We start from the raw sequence: 17930 nt of genomic DNA on the forward strand, positions 1-17930 counted from the left end.
CAAAACAGCAGTGACGTTTGCCAATAGCAAAAGGGCCTGATGATTTCGTCAGACCCTTTTTCGTTTTAGTCGGTATTTTTACGAACCTTAGCGCTTGAACGTCACTTGCTCTGCTTGTTCAAGATGAATATGAGTCGTCGCAGGTTGCGTTTCTGCAATGACTTTACCGTGACGAACCGAGTAGCGCACAGTCACTTGGCGACGTACTGCATCAAAGCCATTTTCAGCTGGAAGAATCAGAAGACTACCTGGTTTGCCTTCTTCAATTCCGTAATTGTCTTGAATGTTCAATGTGCGCGCTGAGTTGGTGCTGATGAGATCTAGTGAGTTATTGATTTGCTCGTAACCCATGACCTGACATACATGTAGGCCCATGTGTAGCACTTGCAGCATGTTTGCTGTACCAAGTGGATACCATGGGTCGAATACGTCATCGTGTCCAAAGCAGACGTTGATGTTGGCATTCAGCATCTCTTTTACTCGTGTTACGCCACGACGTTTCGGATAATCATCAAAACGGCCTTGTAAGTGAATGTTCACCAGAGGGTTTGCCACGAAATTGATACCGGACATGCGTAATAAACGGAACAGGCGAGATGCGTATGCGCCGTTGTAGGAACCCATCGCTGTTGTGTGACTGGCCGTGACTTTACTTCCCATATCGAACTTGTGCGCTAATGCTGCTAGCGTTTCAACGAAGCGAGATTGTTCGTCATCGATTTCATCACAATGCACGTCGATCAGACGGTCGTATTTTTGCGCTAACTCGAATACGTAGTGCAGCGATTCAATGCCGTATTCGCGTGTGAATTCAAAGTGTGGAATCGCGCCAATAACGTCCGCACCTAATTTGACGGCTTCTTCTAGTAGCTCTTTGCCATTTGGGTAAGAGAGAATACCTTCCTGCGGGAAGGCGACGATTTGGATATCTACCCACTCTTTCATCTCTTCACGCACTTCTACCATCGCTTTTAGGGCAATTAGGGTAGGGTCTGAAACATCGACGTGGGTACGAACGTGTTGTACACCATTTGCGATCTGCCATTTTAAGGTTTGTTTTGCGCGTGCTTTCACGTCTTCAATCGACAGCATTTCTTTGCGCTCAGCCCAACGTTCAATACCCTCAAACAATGTGCCAGAGATGTTCCAGCTTGGCTCGCCTGCGGTTTGCGTTGTATCTAGGTGGATGTGCGGCTCGCAGAAAGGCGCCACCGCCATGCCGCCTTCAGCATCGATGGTGTCACCGTTATGATTAAGCTCCACATCGTTGCTTTCAATGCGCTTGAATTGACCATCTTCAATCAAAATTTGCTGTAGACCTTCTTGTCCTTTTAGCGTTGCGTTTTTGATCAGTAGTGTTGTCATGATGGTTCCTTACGCTGGCTGTGTTGCCAGTGCTTTTTTGTTGAGAATAGGATTAAGAATCAGGAAGCTAATTGCACCGCCAAGTACAGCGTTAATCGGTACTACGCCAGGAAGGAAGTGTCCTGCACCAACGCCAATCGCTACAGCGATAATGCCAGCCCAGTTTACGCTTTGGAACTGGGTGGCTTCAAAGTTTGCGTAGCGTTTACGGTTCGTGAAGAAGTCAGCGATGATCACGCCGCCAATCGGTGGAATTGCCAACGATAAGAAGGTCAGCCAGCCAACAAAGTTATTGTAGAGCCAGAGAGCGCAAAGTGTGCCAACAAGCCCGTTCGCCATCGAGATGTATTTACTTGGTAAGCCTGTGATGTTGGAAAATCCAAGACCCGATGCGTAGAGCGCGTTGTCGTTAGTCGTCCAAATGTTTAATCCAAGTACGATGATGGCGGGAATTAATAAGCCTTGCGCAATCATCACTTCAGAGATGTCTGATTGACCCGTCACCGACGCACCTGCCGCGCCAAAGATAAACATTAACGAGTTACCGATGAAAAATGCCACCATGGTGATCATCACGGCGCTGCGCGGCTTTTTGCCAAAGCGCACGAAATCTGCCGTTAATGTACCAGCACTGACAAAAGAGCCGACAACCATCGCGAGAGCTATTGAAAAATCGAGTGGCTCGGTTGGTTGAACCTGTTGTAGTTCGCTAATACCGCCAACGCTATTTACTGCCTCGATGACAGAGTAGCCGCCAAGTAGCGCAATGGCAGGAACGGCAATTGCTGACAACACCATCAGTGCTGAGATGCCAAAGTAAACGGTCGCGGTCATGAGCAAACCGGAAACGAGGATCAATGTATTGGTATCGATGCCCGTTGCTTTATGCACCGGAATCGCAAACATCGCGACACCAACTCCAAACCACCCAACTTGAGTACCACCAAGAAGAGCAGAAGGAAGCCAAGATCCTTTAGAACCAAAAGAGAAACGAGCAAGAAGGTGAGTAGAGAGACCAGTAGAAGCGCCGATGTAACCGAGGAAAGAAGTGTAAATACCGAGGATTAGGTTACCGATGAGAACAGCGAGGAAAAAATCATTAAAGGAGAGCCCAGTACCGAGAGAACCCCCTGTCCACATACTTGCGGAGAAAAAAGTGAGTCCTAACATCACCATGGTTAGTGACGCCACGCCTTTTCTGGCCGTGTTGGGAACTGGTCCAAGACTGTAGTTATTGTCTCCAGCCATTATTACCTCCGCACATTGAAATATTAAATTATAGCACCTGGTTTTCAGGCAAACGGCGCGTATTATCGTGATGTAAATTTAATAGTCAATGATAAAATTGCAATTTAAACGTTTGCTTGATTTTTGGTTTCTGTTTTTTCTGTTAATAACAATGATTTGGTTTTTAAGTTCTAAAAGTGAAAAGTTTATTTTTACGTATTTTCTATGATTTATAGACAGGTTTTCTATGTGAAATGAATGTTTTGAATTGCTATTTGTTTTTATGGATTAAATTTATCTATAACTCTGGATTGTTCAGTCGATTTCTATGAAAAGAAAACGATTTCATGATGAGATTTTTGGTTTGGACGTTATTTGTTCTTTTTTGGGGTGTGTTTTCTTGGTTTTATTTTGTGTAGGTGATTTGTTTTTGTTGAAGCTGGTATTTCTAATGGTTTAGTGGGCGAATATTTGAATTTTATAAACAGTAAACAATCTGTTGTGGGCAAGAAAAGTACAACCGAGCTCGGTCAGAGGATAAGAGAGCAATAGCCACATAAAAAAAAGGCCAACCGCAAAGAGTGCGATTGGCTTATATACATGTGAACAAAATCAAGTTCACTAACAACGTCAGTTGGCTAGGTGACCCTCGGCTTAAGAAGGGTCGATTTATATAATGCAGTTACTGTGCCAACTTTAATATGCCCTAAAATACGTAGTTTCTGTGACATGCGTTGCTTAAAGTTTGAGTTTGTTTGCAATTTGCAACTGCGTTATGCAATTTGACTCTATTATGCTAATGATTGATTAATAAACAGTGGACTTTTTAGAGCATGACTAAACTCGCCGTCCCTAAAAAGGCGAAAAAACCAACCACATCTGTCACTGTTGTTAGAATCACCGAGCCAGCCAAAGCAGGGTCCAATTTAAACTTATCCAAAATAATGGGTATCAACACACCAAATAAAGCAGCGGTAATAATGTTGACGATAATGGCCAGCGCGATGGTTCCGCCTAAAACTGGCGATTGGAACCACAATCCGGCTAACCCGCCGATGATTAGCGCCCAAGCAATGCCGTTCAGTGAGCCTATGCCCAACTCATTTTTTAAGAATTTGAATCGGTTACCTGGGGTAATCTGATTAAGCGCCATCGCACGAACCATTAGAGTCAGCGTTTGGCTGCCTGCAATGCCACCCATCGATGCAACAATTGGCATTAGTACGGCTAAAGCCACCACTTGAGCAATCACGTCTTCAAATAGCCCGATAGTGACAGACGCTAAAATTGCAGTCAGCAAATTGATGCCCAGCCACACGCCGCGTTTTTGTGAGCTTTTTAATACTGGCGCAAACAAGTCATCGCCTTCATCCATACCAGTACCGGCCATTAAGCGCGCTTCGTAGATTTCACGTTGCGTACTCAATGCAAATTGCCAATCGACTTCACCAATCAGAGTTTGGTCTGCATCAGTCACAGGCAGAGCGGGCAGTGTGCTGTGCTCTAATGCTTCTACCGCTTCGGGAAGCATCATCTTACTGTCTAGCACCGTCACCGCTTCAATAACGAGTGTTTTCAAGCGAGTATCAGGATCACTACGTAAAATTTCGTAGTAATTGACTGTCCCTCGATACTGTTTATTACGGTTGATCAGGTAGACTTGTTGAGGCGTGTCGTAGCTATAGCGCTCCATTAACTGCTTAGCCGTTCCAATCGTAATATTAAAGGGCAGGGTGATGATTTTACGCTCAGCCCAGTGGCCGAGTTCTTCATCTTCATATTCGTTTGCCTGATCGTAAAGCTCTAACTCATCTTTTTCGATTAACGCGAGCGCTTCGTTGATGATCGACTCAGGCAACGAATCCGCCCATTCGATCAGCGATAAGTTATCAAGTTTAGCGAGGGTGAGTTTTAGCTCGACTTCAGATAATGCATTGATGATAGAAAAACGTACGTCGGCACGCATTTCCGTTAACACGTCGATATGCAGTTCTAGTGGTAAAGCTCGCCATAAGCGAACACGATCATCGATTGGAAAGGCTTCCAGAATTAGGGCGACTGCGCCAGGTTCGAGACCCGCTTCAATAGATTCATTGAGCGTTGCGACTTGATCCGCTTCTTCGGCTTGGCCAATTTGCTGGATTAGAGTGGAGAGATCTTGAAACTTGCTCACCGAGTACCCCGATAGTTAATTCGTTTTATGGAAGTATGGCATGTTATTGAGATGCACAACTATGCATCTTAACCTTGCTCAAGGTACTTGAAAGTAACAGAAAAACAATAGGCTATTCGCTGTTGATAGTGAGATATGGCTGTACCAATTGGCGAATGTTCACTTTTGCGCCAATTCTCGCTGCGAGCAAATACATTCCACCAATTTTACGATGTAAAAATAGGGCATCGGCAGGTGGGGTATGCCAGTACTCTTGTTCCATGCTCAAAATAGTGCCAGCTTCGCGAAGTTTTTGCGCTAAGCCACTGGCTTTAAAATCATATGGCTCATCAACTAACATGGGTTCACATGCCATTTTTACTAAATCGAGAATCGCTTGGCGCTGATCAGGTAAGATGGTTTGGCTGAAGAAGCCAATTTGTTCAAGCGCGTCATTCAAGCCTTGTTCGTCATTATTCATGACGGACGCAAAGGCTTGGCGATAGCCGGCACTGAATCGTTCGCTGTATTCGCGAGTTGCACCGAAATCTAACAAGCCGATTTGGCGAGTACTTTCAATGTACAAGTAATTGGCGAAGTTAGGGTCGGTTTGCACCATCTTGAATTCGAACAGCTCTCTGAACAGCAATTCGAGCAAACTGTGCATGACAAAATCTCGCGTACTTTGATCATAATGTTCGATGTGTTCAATGGGTACGCCGTCAATAAATTCCATGGCGAGAACGGAGTCTGAGCAACTTTCAGTGTGAATCTTTGGTACGACAAAATGAGGATGCCCCTTCAAAGCATCATGGTAACGAATCGCAAATTGCGCCTCTCGTGCGTAATCGGCTTCATCATGCAGTTGCTTTTTGGCTTCTTCTAGTAGCCCTTTGTAGTCGACGGATTCTGGAATCAACCCAACCACTTTAAGCAGCGTACCTACGTTGTTTACGTCGCTATCGATACTTTTTCGTATGCCCGGATATTGCACTTTGACGGCTAGGTTATCGCCCGCATCGCTGTAGGCTTGGTGCACTTGTCCTATTGATGCACTGGCGATTGGTTTGAAGTTAAATGATAGAAACTCAGCTTTCCAATTCGTTCCAAGCGAACTTTCCATTACTGCGTTGAGTTGTTTTGCAGGCATTGGGTCTGCGTCGGAACGAAGACGGGAAAGAATATCGGCAAGTTCAGGTTCTAAAACATCACCAGCATCCATTGAGAGCATTTGACCAAGCTTCATTGCAGCGCCACGTAGGTGAGCAAGTTGGTCGGTTAAACGCGCGATGTTTTGCGGCGTCAGCAATAGGTCTTTCGCTTTTGGTTTGTTGCCTTTGGCTATCTGCTTCGTGCCTTCTGCAATCACATTGCCTGCGACACGGGTAGCAAGTGAGGCGAATTTGCTGAATCTTGAGATGCGATGGGTAGGTAGGCTTCTTTCCTTTGCCGACATGAATCTTCTCCGCTATTTACTAACTAATTGTTATACGGGAAAAGGATATGTTTGGATACAAATGAAAAGAAAACCGCCAGCGTAACTGGCGGTTTGCGAGTTTAGATAGAGTAGAAGAAGTACAGTTGAGACTTCATTCGGATGATGATCCCGCGAATCACATCTAAGAAGGCCATGAAGCCTATCGGTTTTTCACCGCTGACCCATGCGAGGCCAACAGAGCCAACAGGGATGTCGTAGCCTTCTGGCTCATCAATCTTAAGACGAACAAAGTGGTGTTTGTTCAGTAAGTTCTTTCCAGTGGTGACACGTACGGAATCATCGAAACCCAGTAGATTACCTTGTGACTCACCTGTTGCTTCAACAATGCCTTCAACGGTCGCTGAGAAGATCTTACCTGGGTAAACGGACGAAGAGAATTCCGCTGGCTGACCCGGTTTGATGTTACGAATCGCCTGGTGGTTGACTCGCATCAGCACGTACTTCTCGTTAGTGTACATGTTGATACGCGGCATCATCGATACACGCTGACCTTCACGCAGGATAAAGTTGGTGACAAAGCCATCTGTTGGGGCATGAACTTTTGTGCTATTCAAATCCCATTGCGCTTTTGCAATTTGCTCTTCAGCTTGGCGCAGTTCGGCTTGTTTGGTTTCAACTGCAAGTTCCGCTTTATGAATCGCCAGTTTTGCACGGGAAATATCGACTTGTTTCTTCTTAATTTGAGACTCAAGGGTTAACACGTTGTGACGTGCCATATCAACCGCACTCGATTGTTTGTCGATGTCGCTTTCCGTGATGGTGTTTTGCACCACTCGGTTTTGCTCAACATAACGATCTAGCATCTTTTTCTGCAATTTGTAGTCAACGTTCGCCGCTTCCAATTGGCTCTTTGATGTTTCTAGATCTTGCACCAATGCTTGATGATTCGCTTCTTCAATCTCGATGTCGCCTTTTGCCGTAGCTAATGCGACTCGTGCAGAATCGGCGGATACGTTCGCCTGATTTAATGCGATTTCGTATTGAGTTGGGTCAAGTTCATAAATAAGCTGACCTTCTTTAACTTGTTGATTTGGCTTAATGTAAATGTGGTCAACTTTACCCTTCACATTGGTTGAATCTGGACGCAATTGGATGTGTGGTGACTGCACGACAGAACCACCGGATAAATCCATCGGGGTGAAGTTAATCAAACCTACCCATACGAACATCAGCCAACTCAAACCGCCAAGATAAGCGAACGATTTGGTTGCTTTGTTCCAAGGCATGCCAACCAAACGCAGCAGATAGATGAAGAGAGCCCATACCGCTAAACCTTCTAACATTACGCTTCCTCTTTTGGCTGTGTTTCTGTTTGCGGTTTACTTCTCCATGTATCACGCAGATTGATGATGGCTTTTTCCATATCAACGAATGCAAAGATAACAGCTAGCACCCAAACCCAGTGCCAGACAAACCCTATCCAGGTGAGCGCAGTGATGAGCCCTATCTGATGATGGTCTTTGCTGTGCGCCTTATTAATTGGCAATTCATGGATTTTCCAAAAGCCGTAACACGCGCCCGCGACACTCGCGATTAAAACGACAGCAGCGACAACATGTAACGCTGTATCTGCACCAGTTCCGACAAATGGGACACTCAGTAAACTCATTAAACACTCCTCTATCAAACGGTTGGCGTATTGTGATCTGGATTTGATTTAGGTCTTTCTTTGTGACAGATTCAATCAATAGAGGATTAAATTTGATGTGATTGGTAATGAAGACGGTTCGATTTATTCGCGCGATGGGCATTCTAAACATGCATAACCTCGCGTTATCTAAATATAATTTGGGCTCGGATGAACTGGGGATTCCGTCGTCGGTATTTCACAACCCAATGACACTGATCCCGCTAAAAGCCGTCGCAGAATGGTATCGTTGTGTTGAACAAGCCAGTAGTGATCCAGATGTGGTTTTGAGTCTCAGCCGAGGTATTGAACTGCAAAAGCTTGGGCCTGTGGGACGCTGGCTATTTTCTGGGAATGATTTAGCCAGCGCGATTCGACGCGTTAATTATGGTGCGAGTAACTTACAATCTGGGGCATTTTTTGCTGGCGAACAGTCGGGCAAAATCATCAAATGGACTTACCACAATCCGTTTATAGAAACGTCAGTAAAGGTGCACGATAGTATCCGCTGTGCGGTATTTATGATTAAAGTGCTACGCGAATTTCTTGGTAAAGACTATCAGCCTTTGCGCGTCAAGATTTCAGGGTCGAGAAAAAATACTGAGCGATACCGGGAATATTTCGGCTGCGAGGTGGAATGGAGTCAGCCAAAAACAGAAATATGGATCCCGGGAGATGACCGATTAGCTTCCCGCCAAGTGAGCCATCGCGAGGACAGCCGTCTAGCGATGAGTTTTTCCGATTTGGATGATTTGCTTAATATGCCCGACCCAGAAGATGAGTTGAAAGTGATTTATGAAGTGGTGAACTACAGCAGTCATTATGGATTGCCAACGTTAGAGCGCGTTTCTTCTCTGCTTGATTTATCTGAACAGCAGTTTCAACGTCGTTTGCACAAATTAGGCCTCAACTTCTCGATGGTATCCGGCTATGTATTGAGTAATGTTGCGGCTGGGTTATTGAGTAAGCGCGTGAGTATTGATGACATAGCCATGCGCCTTGGTTACACCAATGTGGCGAGCTTCAATCGTATGTTTAAGAAACATCGTGGATTAACGCCCAAGCAGTATGCGGGAAGATTAGAAAAGTAATGCTTCACTTGTCTTTATGAAAACAAGCAATAAAAGCCCTCAAGGTAGAGGGCTTTGCTATTTTTGGTGTTGTTTAATGTAATGGCTATTTCTTAGGGCGCCAGCTTAGTGCACTTGCAACAGCGCCGATGGCAATCACATCCTTTTTTTGTTCACTAAGTTCTGGGAGCATTTGTACCGCAATGGTACCGTTCGTCTGTACAGCGGCAATTTCTTGTGTGCCTTCCTTAAAGCTATAACCCAATGGAATGTCTACCGCCATCATGGCGTCGGGACTAGTATGTACGGTTTCTACATTAAAGTGGGTGCTGCCGATACGCACTACGCCAGTCTCTTTTTTCTCGAAGCTGATGTCGATGAGAGCGGATTTTGGCTCCATAGCAAATTCTCCCACTTTGACGCCATCTTGGGTGATATCACAGGTGTAAGGATCATTCCCACCAAAATCGACGCCCATGTAGTTAACCGACATACCGCCTCCAGAGCAGCTCAGAAGCCAAGTTTCCCCGTTGTCGATACGAGTAACTTCTGCGCCCATCGTACCTTCTTTGAAAGAGATATGGTTAAACCAACTTGAGTTAGAAGCACTGCGTGAATAGTTGCCTTTGTACTTACCAGCAAAATCAAAATGACCATCTGCACCGAATCCCCAAAAATCTCCGTCGGTTTTGATCAGCATTTCTGGTTGTGCTTTTACGGCATCAGTACGATCCATGACGGCTAGGCCACCACAACCTACAAGGAGTAGGGGAGCGAATAGAGTAAGTTTTTTCATGTTTTTCATCGTTTATAGCTCGGTTACATCTAAGAATTGGTCGGTGAATTGGATCTTTTGAATGTCGTACAACTCATCCGAGCCTGTACTCGGACACTTAACAGAAACGCTCTTTGCTTTGATAACAGTACATTCTGCCAGTTTGTGTGGCACGATATAGGTGTTGATACCACCTTCACCATAAATGCTGTTGTCTTTGCTGTTGCCTTCAAAGGTATTGTCTTGGTCATTACCGATGACATTCATTGCGTCGTCGCCAATGATCTTCACTCTTGTCAGCCACTGAGATTTGTAGGTGTATGCTTCTATCAAGCCGTCTTTGTTGGGAGCCATACGGAAGGTAGGCACTGTGCCTGGATTTGTCTTTTCTGTGTAAAGTTTGACGCCCGCAGAGTCGATGTTCGCGGTGTATTGCAGGTATCCGTGGAATAAGCCGCTGATCCAATCAACGGCTTGTGGATCTTGAGTTTGCATTTCTTCACGTGTTAACGCTTGGTAGCCATCTAAACCTTGTCCGTTTGCTTTTGCTACACCCATGTAAGCTTCAAAAGCGGCAGCAAAGTATTCGTGAGAATATGAAGGGCCCGTTTGTTTAACACTTTCAGGATCGAAGTCGTCCGATTTCCAATCGTCCCAGTCATACTGAGTTGGGCGCCACACCGTCGGTTTGCCCGCTTGAATATCGTTATAGATTTTTAACGCATGAGCTTGAATGTCATTTTGCAGTGCCGCAGTCCCCGTGTTAGGTGCAATACCTTGCGCTTGGACCAAGTGTAAAATTTCTTCAAAAGCGGCGTCTCGTTCGGCTTTTTTACCAAGATTGGCACAGTAATCGGCAAAATTACTCATGTAATGGCAATCGCCTTCAACTGTCAGTTCTCGATACATCAAAGATTGGCTGTTCCTTAGCCAGTTTGGTGTTTCTTTACTATTTACTAATGTTGCCACGATAGATGTGACAAGTGTATCCATATCTTCTTCGTTAAGTACCATCATGCTTACAACAAACTTTTCTAGAGAACTCGTATCAAAAGAGTGTGCTAAGCCCGAGTTTGTCACTGCATCGTTCAGTTTGTCTTGGCGAATCAGTTCGTTGATAAAGATTTTGGTTAGCATCTCATCATTCTGTTCGTCGTTTTCGGTCAGCATTAGTGTGGCATCACGCTCGGCTAATGTCTTAGCGATACGAGACTTGTCAGCACCGTACTTAGAGTCTGGTTGGTTTGTGAGAAGGTGTTGTATGATTTTGGCTGCACGAAAGATTTTTTCATTATTCGCACCGTCATCAACAGCCACAATGTGAAATGTATCATTGTTATTTGCTTCAGAAAGGGAGATTTTCACATAGTGGGTGAAGCCCGCATCAGCAGCCACTTTTAACTTGGCTGGAAGCTCTGTAGAAACGACAGTTGGGATTGTGACAGTGCTCAATGTTGGCGCTGGTGGTGTTGGAGGTGTCGTTGTCGATGGTTTCGAATTAGATTCACTGCCGCCGCAAGCAGTTAGACTTATAGCGCAAAATATGGCTAAAGGTGTTAATTGGGAATATCTCATTTCATGTTACTCGTAGACTTTATTAGAGCAATAAACTTAAAAGCAACATAAAGTCCTGTCTATATAAGCAAATCAAGTCATATATATCGATATTGTTTTTTGGTAAGGACTATCATTCGATATATTTAAAAGTGTAGTGGATTTTTATTCCGAATTTTATTTTTATGTGAAGCTATATTCTGCTAATGAATAAAACATCAGGTTATTGCATGGTTTTAGGGGCGTAGAATGATTAGGATTATCGTATATGTATGGTTTGTAAGCGTATGTAAGCCTGCTTTTTATTAAAATTATCATTTAAGTGGGTTGCGCAGTATAGGACGAGCGATATACTCCCTCCATCATATTGGTGGAGTAAATGATTCATGGTGGGCAATACAATCTTACTGGTAGAAGACGACTCTGAGATTGCTCGATTAACCAAAATGTACCTCGAAGCCGAAGGCTATACAGTAATTGTTATCGATAACGGTCAAAATGCATTAGAAACGATTAAGGAACTCAAGCCGGACCTAGTGCTGTTAGATTTGATGTTACCAGGAAAAAATGGCGCAGAAATATGCCAAGAGGCACGTAAATTTTATCATGGGATTATCATTGTTTTGACTGCAACCGATGATGAAATGAGCGAGGTGAGCTTATTTAAGTTCGGTGCTGATGATTACCTTACCAAACCGATAAAAGGCAATATCCTTCTCGCCCGTATTGAAGCGGCGCTGCGTCGCTATCGCCGTCAAGTTGATACCGTTGAAGAAGAAAAGCTGAGCCGATATGGCATTAGCCTTTGTCTTCGTCGTTCCCAAGCATTTTATTTGCAAAAAGATATTGGTTTGACGAGTTCTGAGTTTGAAATTTTAGAGCTCCTGATGCTGAATGTCGATAAGCCAGTATCTCGTGAATCATGTTGCCGTCTTGCCAGAGGTATTGAATACTGTATTACTGATCGTTCGATTGATATGCGTATATCCTCACTAAGGAAGAAATTCTCTAAGGCTCATATCCATACCGCTACCATTAAGACCATACGTCACCACGGCTACATGCTGACAGGTAAATGACGCATGTTTTCCCTGTTTACTCGTCTATATGTGGGGTTAGTTACTGGCCTTGCGCTGACTGTTGCTTTGTTTCTCTTTATGGGGGAAGAGTACATGCGCAAAACAGAAGTCGGCGTTTTTTTGAGTGATGGTGCTTATTTTGTCGATCAATACATTGAGCAACGAGGCACTCCGGATTCTCTCTACAAGAAGTTAACCGAAAACGGCAAGCAAGATTTCTTTATCTTTGATTTAACATTGGTTGAAAACTGGGACGGATCATCGCCTTGTCGAGATTGTAAGCTACTGTACCGAATACAAGGGATACCTGTTTATCTTATTGATGGCAGTACCTATGCTGCGGTATTCCCTTTACCTAACACCTCGCAGAGTTTAGTTTTCAAAGAAAAAACGGATTTCTTTAGCCCAGATGTTGATTGGAATGAAGATTCAGAGATTGTATTTATACTGACTCTACTTTTGGTTGTTGTGTGCAGTTTAGGCATTATGGTTTACATACCTGTACGACGTCTTGACCGCCAAATTCGGCAACTAACGGCTGCACAACAACAATTTGGTTATGGTGAGTTGAATACGAGAGTCGATCTAAAGCAATTTTCGCAACCCGTGAAAGAGCTCGCCCAAGGCTTCAACTGCATGTCTGAAGAGATTGAGAGACGAGTACGTCAAACACACATCTTTACTCAAGCTATTCCTCATGAAGTGCGCACTCCGCTGAGTCGTATTCAGCTAGCGACGGATTTAGCTAGGCGCACGAGTGGTGAAATGCAGGCAGAGTTACATGACGATATTGAACGATACGTTGATGTAGTGACGGATTTAACATCCGACATCGTCATGCTGTCTCGCTTGAGTGTGAAAAACCACTCATGGATCGATTCTGTTGAAACCATGGAACTGCCACTTTGGTGTAAAAGCCGCATGAATTACCTAGGCTTAGAGTCCGCCATGTTGAGAGCAGAAAATGAACTCGCGAACCAATTGATTCACTTTCAGCCTACTTTGGGTAACCTCGTCCTCGATAATTTACTGCAAAACGCCAAGCGTTACGGTGAATCCTGCGTTGAGGTGACGATTCGAATGGTAGCGGATTGCTGGAGCATCGATATTGAGGACGATGGTCCGGGCATCCCTGAATCGATGCGAGAAGAAGTGTTTATGCCATTTTCACGTTTAGACAAAAGCCGTAACGCCGACGTGAAAGGTTTTGGTTTAGGGCTTGCCATTGCTACCAGTGCAGCGAGGCAATTAGGTTGGGAACTTTCTGTCGGCGAGAGTCACTTAGGCGGCGCACGTTTTACAGTGCTTATTCCTGCCAACGATTAGAATAGGCACTGCGATAGTCTGGCTCAGCGATACCTTCATACAAATCTTCACAAGCTTGCAGTGGACCTACGACAGTTCGGTAGGGTAGGACACCTGCCCAAACAGGAATGTCCATGTCTTCTGCGTCGTCGTTGACGCCAAAATTGCTGATTTTCACAGATGCCTCTGTGAGCGGGATACGCAGCAGCATGGTGGCTTTGAGCTCTTTTTCATTGCTCAAACGGACTTGTTTTGTTCTCCCTGGAGCGATCTGTTCGATAAAGTGATTCAGCAACCTGTCTTTTTCTTGGTTATCCTCCACCATCTCAAATTGGCCAAAGACCACTGTACTGCGATAATGCGCACTGTGGTGAAACGCACTTCGAGCCAATACCCAACCATCAAACAAAGTAAAGGTTAAGCACGTTTGCACTCCTTGTTTGAGTGAGCGTAACAGTCGACTGTTGTTGGCACCATGGATATACACGTAATCATCCACACGCCATGCCAGCATAGGGATGACCACAGGGCCTGACTCGTTGGTTATCGCAATATGAGCGATTAGGCTTTCATCTATGATGGCGTGCAGTTTGCTAACATCATAGACTGCTTTATGTGCGCCTTTCTTAATTTCCGTTCTATTGGTGTTGGATAGCATTTTCTCTCCTTGTTTACTCACGATTATGAGCCATTGATCCTCACTCTTTGATTGCAATGTAGCGTTTAACTGGTAGCTTAAAGAGAGCCAGTTTTAACTAATGGATGGATCCAGTTTGTCTTTGATTGATATCGGTGACCTGCATTTAAAAGACAGTGATGGAACGCGTCAGCAAGCGTTGTTTTTTGCTATCCGCGAGAAGATTGTTCAAGGGTTGTGGGCGAAGAATGGGAAATTGCCGTCTACGCGAAAGCTTTCACAAGAGCTTAATCTAAGTAGGAATACCGTGATTTCTGCCTACGAACAATTAGTGGCGGAAGGGTACTTGAACAGCCAAAAAGGTTCTGGCTTTTATGTTGCCGTAGAACTGCCAGAGCAGTACTTGCCTGAACCTAGTTCAGTTCAGAGAGACTCATCACCGAAAGCTCACTTTGATATCAACCGCGCATTTGCACCGGGTGTGCCGGATTTGGACGCATTTCCGATGGCGCAATGGCAAAAGTTACTCACTCGCCACATGTCCCGCACCTGCTTGCTAGGGAATCAAGATATTCAGGGCAGTTGGGCATTGCGCTGTGCTTTAGCTGACTACCTTGCATCAAGCCGTTCAGTAAATTGCTCCCCAGAGCGCATCATTATTACCTCTGGGGCACAGCAAGCGTTGTCAATCGCGACGATGGTAGCTCTAAAACAAGGTGATAAGATTTTGATGGAGCAACCGGGTTACGCGCAAATGCGGAAGTTGATTCAGTTCCAAAACTATCAATTTGAGCCTTTGTTCGTAAGAGAGAAATTAGGCTTTGATGTGGAAGCTGTGACCTCAAGCGATGCCGATGCGCTGTATATCACACCAAGTAATCAATATCCGATGGGGACCACACTCAATACCGAGCAAAGAGGAAAGATCATCAACTGGGCGGTCGAGCAATCAAGTTGGATCATCGAGGACGATTATGACAGCGAATTTCAGTTTGCTCATCGTCCCTACACCAGCTTACAGGGGCTAGCCGCTCAAATGGGTCGAGATGAGCATGTGTTGTATGTGGGTTCCTTCAGTAAAGTGATGTTTAACGGATTGCGGCTTGGCTACCTGGTGGTTCCTGAACGTTTAGTAGAGCAATGCTTAGTGGTTAAAGATGCGTTAAGTGGTGATTCACCGACGCACACTCAAGAAGCGTTGGCAGATTTTATTACCGAGGGTGGGTTGTTGCGCCATATCCGAAAAATGCGCCGACTATATAAAACCAAGCATGAACAGATGCATTTATCCATTCAACAGCATTTTGGCGACAGTGTTTGCGTCGTTAGCCAAGCGGCTGGGCTTCATATTACGTTGAAATGGCAAAACGGTATAGATGAGCTGCGTTTTACAAAACTGGCAGAGCATGAAGGGATCATATTGCGACCTTTGAGCTATTATGAACATCCAGGTTTCCAAGCACGTCACTGGCATGGTGCCGTGCTTGGTTATGGTAATATCGCGTTAGAGAACATAGACGCTGGTATCCAACGTTTAGCCCAAATTTTTCGACATGGGAAGCGGTGACTATTCAACTGCGCGTGTTTGTCGTTTATGTCGCCACTGTTTCCAAGGCAGTAAAAGTAGAGTGAAAATGCCAAGTGCATAAAACATTGACCAGCCTAAACATATAAAAACACCGGTACAAAGCAGTAGAGAAAGTCCCGCAAGCGCTTTACCAAACCCACGGAGCAATTTATAAGCGGCTAACATCGCCAACATGTAAACCAAAACGAATACACTATTTGCTAGTTTTAGGAAAAACTCCAGATCGAGCTGCGATAGCGTTCCTATCACGCAAGATATTAGCAGTACGCCGCCAACTAATAAGGTGGCTGAGAAAGGGACACCACGACGCGAAATCTTGGCTAGTGGGCTGTAAGGACGATGTTCCCGAGCTTGAGCCCAGACCATTCGCGCTAGGCTCTGTGTGTATAAGTTAACGCTCGCGAAACAAGCGGAGAATCCGATCAAACTGATTATCCATTTGGCCCCATCGCCAAGTAGTTGAGCACTCAACCATGGAATCGATGCATTATCGAATTGAGCATTACCATATGCACCAAACTTTAAAATAACAACAGAGCAAGCCCAGTACGTAGCTCCCGCTACAAAACAACCGACAATAATGGCGATAGGGAAGTCTCTTTGAGGGTTTTTGAATTCTTCCCCCATATGAGCAAAAGCCTCTATGCCAACAAAACACCAGAACATCACGCCAAGCGCTGCGGTAATAGGCCAAATTGACTCTTGTGTGATAGCTGGCATCACGAGATCGGCGCTGTTAACGTCACCTTTCCATAAAAATGTGCCAACGAGCGCAAAGACACTCAAAGCAATAAGAGTTTGTAAATGACCTGATGACTTAGTGCCCATCAAGTTGACGAACACAAGAAGTAATACCGTTAGAATTTGTGCAAACAGATTATTGCTAATAGGCTCTGGCAATATTTGCTGTAGAAAGCCTGCGGCGAGTGCAATCGCGGCCGGAACCCCTACCGGAATGACACTAACAAATAGCCAAGCTACACTACTTTCCAGCTTGGCGTTAAATGCTTTACGCACAAAAAATGCGGTTCCGCCCGCGTTGGGATATCGCTTGCCTAGCTGGGCAAAAGTCAGCGCAATAGGACAAATGGCGATGAATAATAAAATCCAGGCCCATAGTGAAAAATGACCCGCTATGCCTGCTGCAATGGCTGGTATCATAAAAAGCCCCGTTCCCATTAATGTTGTGGATAGTTGGGCGATACCGGATGTGAGTGAAATGTCTTTTTTGAGCTGTTCCATGCTAATTGATTCATCCAATGTTGTAGGTCTTATGACGAAAACGCTTGTGGCTTCTAATTATCTCATTTATTGGAGTTTAATGAGCCCGCTAGTGCGCTGAGTGCATAAGAAGCGTATTTGATTTCAATGCGTTATCGCTCTTTTATTTGAATGGATAACGGTGCTCATCTCATGCTTACCAAATAGCATATCCAAAATCTTAATAACAAAATGATTTACTGAACCGTCAATATGACGGTTGTTTTAAATATTTCCAACAAAATGTTGGTTTCTTATGCAGTTAGAATCGGTATAGAATGAGAAAAATAAGGAAAGCTTGGTAAGTATATGGACAAGTTTGATCACAAGATTGTGGATCTTCTCCGACACAACGCTCGGCTGTCGGTGACTGAAATTGCGGATAAAGTGAACCTTTCTCGTTCTGCGGTGACGGCTCGTATTCGTAAGCTAGAACATGACAAAGTGATTCTCGGGTATCACGCTGAAATTGCCTCTTCAGGCGGGGACTCGATTTGTGCTTATTTTGCTCTAAAGTTCGATAAATCTACATCCACGTATTATTGCGAATCATATGCCGACGAACTATACAAAATCGATGGCGTAAAATGGTGCCATGCAATCAGTGGTGAAACGGATATGATGGTTTTTGTCGAAGTACCTACGATGACTCGTTTGAACGAAATCAGAGATCAAATTCAACGTTACCCAGAGCTAAGGCACCTCATGACTCATACCGTTTTAGCTGAGTTCTTTAATACGACTGGCAACCAGTTTGTGAAATAAGCATCATGGGTGCCATTATTTATTAAAC

At 44.7% G+C, this 17930-nt stretch carries 15 protein-coding genes; 5 read left to right on the forward strand and 10 right to left on the reverse strand.

From position 1 onward, the window contains the following. Nucleotides 1-87: 87 nt before the first annotated feature. The 6 genes from NL645_RS00890 to NL645_RS00915 all read right to left on the reverse strand — a co-directional run bounded on the left by NL645_RS00890 (nucleotide 88) and on the right by NL645_RS00915 (nucleotide 7851). Nucleotides 88-1365 carry a cytosine deaminase gene (locus NL645_RS00890; protein ID WP_253650992.1) on the reverse strand — a complete coding sequence of 426 codons (1278 nt, stop codon included), beginning with the start codon at nucleotides 1363-1365 and terminating at the stop codon, nucleotides 88-90. 9 nt (nucleotides 1366-1374) lie between these two features. Then, complete coding sequence (codB, locus tag NL645_RS00895; RefSeq protein WP_253650993.1) at nucleotides 1375-2613, reverse strand: cytosine permease; 1239 nt, start codon at nucleotides 2611-2613, stop codon at nucleotides 1375-1377. An 805-nt stretch (nucleotides 2614-3418) separates the two neighbouring features. After that, nucleotides 3419-4765: a magnesium transporter gene (locus NL645_RS00900; protein ID WP_005396363.1), complete on the reverse strand. Its 1347-nt coding sequence runs from the start codon at nucleotides 4763-4765 to the stop codon at nucleotides 3419-3421. A gap of 112 nt (nucleotides 4766-4877) precedes the next feature. Then, nucleotides 4878-6200 (reverse strand): AarF/ABC1/UbiB kinase family protein, encoded by a 1323-nt coding sequence (locus NL645_RS00905; RefSeq protein WP_253650994.1) that lies wholly within the window; start codon nucleotides 6198-6200, stop codon nucleotides 4878-4880. A 101-nt stretch (nucleotides 6201-6301) separates the two neighbouring features. Further along, nucleotides 6302-7525 carry an HlyD family secretion protein gene (locus tag NL645_RS00910; RefSeq protein ID WP_253650995.1) on the reverse strand — a complete coding sequence of 408 codons (1224 nt, stop codon included), beginning with the start codon at nucleotides 7523-7525 and terminating at the stop codon, nucleotides 6302-6304. Then, entirely contained in the window at nucleotides 7525-7851 is a 327-nt protein-coding gene (locus NL645_RS00915; protein ID WP_046875867.1) for an MFS transporter, read from the reverse strand. Before NL645_RS00915 ends, NL645_RS00910 begins: the two co-directional genes overlap by 1 nt. Nucleotides 7852-7958: 107 nt before the next feature. On the opposite strand from NL645_RS00915, the gene NL645_RS00920 reads away from it, so the two are divergent. Then, a complete protein-coding gene (locus NL645_RS00920; protein WP_054866979.1) occupies nucleotides 7959-8960 on the forward strand; it encodes an AraC family transcriptional regulator in 1002 nt (333 codons plus the stop codon). Nucleotides 8961-9045: 85 nt separating this feature from the next. Here the strand turns inward: NL645_RS00920 and NL645_RS00925 are convergent, their stop codons facing one another. Both NL645_RS00925 and NL645_RS00930 read right to left on the reverse strand, forming a co-directional pair. Continuing rightward, nucleotides 9046-9735, reverse strand: a complete 690-nt coding sequence (locus tag NL645_RS00925) for a hypothetical protein (protein WP_041853146.1) — start codon at nucleotides 9733-9735, stop codon at nucleotides 9046-9048. A 12-nt stretch (nucleotides 9736-9747) separates the two neighbouring features. Then, the gene (locus NL645_RS00930) at nucleotides 9748-11289 is read right to left on the reverse strand and encodes a hypothetical protein (RefSeq protein WP_253650996.1); all 1542 of its coding nucleotides are present in this window, start codon (nucleotides 11287-11289) and stop codon (nucleotides 9748-9750) included. A gap of 365 nt (nucleotides 11290-11654) precedes the next feature. Here NL645_RS00930 and NL645_RS00935 point away from each other — a divergent pair, with 365 nt between their 5' ends. Then, a complete protein-coding gene (locus NL645_RS00935) occupies nucleotides 11655-12347 on the forward strand; it encodes a response regulator transcription factor (protein ID WP_006741176.1) in 693 nt (230 codons plus the stop codon). A 3-nt stretch (nucleotides 12348-12350) separates the two neighbouring features. Further along, nucleotides 12351-13673, forward strand: a complete 1323-nt coding sequence (locus NL645_RS00940; RefSeq protein WP_253650997.1) for an ATP-binding protein — start codon at nucleotides 12351-12353, stop codon at nucleotides 13671-13673. On the opposite strand, the gene NL645_RS00945 is transcribed toward NL645_RS00940, so the two are convergent. Further along, entirely contained in the window at nucleotides 13654-14310 is a 657-nt protein-coding gene (locus tag NL645_RS00945) for a pyridoxamine 5'-phosphate oxidase family protein (protein ID WP_182018719.1), read from the reverse strand. The two genes, NL645_RS00940 and NL645_RS00945, sit on opposite strands and share 20 nt — an antisense overlap. Before the next feature lie 100 nt (nucleotides 14311-14410). Here NL645_RS00945 and NL645_RS00950 point away from each other — a divergent pair, with 100 nt between their 5' ends. Next, complete coding sequence (locus tag NL645_RS00950) at nucleotides 14411-15856, forward strand: PLP-dependent aminotransferase family protein (protein WP_253650998.1); 1446 nt, start codon at nucleotides 14411-14413, stop codon at nucleotides 15854-15856. On the opposite strand, the gene yjeH is transcribed toward NL645_RS00950, so the two are convergent. Next, the gene (gene yjeH, locus NL645_RS00955; protein WP_006741172.1) at nucleotides 15857-17119 is read right to left on the reverse strand and encodes an L-methionine/branched-chain amino acid transporter; all 1263 of its coding nucleotides are present in this window, start codon (nucleotides 17117-17119) and stop codon (nucleotides 15857-15859) included. Between the two features lie 327 nt (nucleotides 17120-17446). Here yjeH and NL645_RS00960 point away from each other — a divergent pair, with 327 nt between their 5' ends. After that, nucleotides 17447-17902, forward strand: coding sequence for an Lrp/AsnC family transcriptional regulator (locus NL645_RS00960; RefSeq protein WP_005396378.1), 456 nt, complete (start codon nucleotides 17447-17449; stop codon nucleotides 17900-17902). Nucleotides 17903-17930: the final 28 nt, after the last annotated feature.

Source organism: Vibrio sp. Y51_MX_L26 (assembly GCF_024181935.1).
GTDB lineage: Bacteria > Pseudomonadota > Gammaproteobacteria > Enterobacterales > Vibrionaceae > Vibrio > Vibrio diabolicus.

What these genes read in the sequence shown, in the direction of transcription:
- NL645_RS00905 (WP_253650994.1), bottom strand. Translation starts at nt 6,200, where the DNA reads ATGTCGGCAAAGGAAAGAAGCCTACCTACCCATCGCATCTCAAGATTC.
- NL645_RS00935 (WP_006741176.1), top strand. Translation starts at nt 11,655, where the DNA reads ATGGTGGGCAATACAATCTTACTGGTAGAAGACGACTCTGAGATTGCT.
- NL645_RS00960 (WP_005396378.1), top strand. Translation starts at nt 17,447, where the DNA reads ATGGACAAGTTTGATCACAAGATTGTGGATCTTCTCCGACACAACGCT.
- NL645_RS00890 (WP_253650992.1), bottom strand. Translation starts at nt 1,365, where the DNA reads ATGACAACACTACTGATCAAAAACGCAACGCTAAAAGGACAAGAAGGT.
- NL645_RS00915 (WP_046875867.1), bottom strand. Translation starts at nt 7,851, where the DNA reads ATGAGTTTACTGAGTGTCCCATTTGTCGGAACTGGTGCAGATACAGCG.
- NL645_RS00950 (WP_253650998.1), top strand. Translation starts at nt 14,411, where the DNA reads ATGGATGGATCCAGTTTGTCTTTGATTGATATCGGTGACCTGCATTTA.
- NL645_RS00940 (WP_253650997.1), top strand. Translation starts at nt 12,351, where the DNA reads ATGTTTTCCCTGTTTACTCGTCTATATGTGGGGTTAGTTACTGGCCTT.
- NL645_RS00910 (WP_253650995.1), bottom strand. Translation starts at nt 7,525, where the DNA reads ATGTTAGAAGGTTTAGCGGTATGGGCTCTCTTCATCTATCTGCTGCGT.
- NL645_RS00925 (WP_041853146.1), bottom strand. Translation starts at nt 9,735, where the DNA reads ATGAAAAAACTTACTCTATTCGCTCCCCTACTCCTTGTAGGTTGTGGT.
- NL645_RS00920 (WP_054866979.1), top strand. Translation starts at nt 7,959, where the DNA reads ATGAAGACGGTTCGATTTATTCGCGCGATGGGCATTCTAAACATGCAT.
- NL645_RS00930 (WP_253650996.1), bottom strand. Translation starts at nt 11,289, where the DNA reads ATGAGATATTCCCAATTAACACCTTTAGCCATATTTTGCGCTATAAGT.
- NL645_RS00945 (WP_182018719.1), bottom strand. Translation starts at nt 14,310, where the DNA reads ATGCTATCCAACACCAATAGAACGGAAATTAAGAAAGGCGCACATAAA.
- yjeH (WP_006741172.1), bottom strand. Translation starts at nt 17,119, where the DNA reads ATGGAACAGCTCAAAAAAGACATTTCACTCACATCCGGTATCGCCCAA.
- codB (WP_253650993.1), bottom strand. Translation starts at nt 2,613, where the DNA reads ATGGCTGGAGACAATAACTACAGTCTTGGACCAGTTCCCAACACGGCC.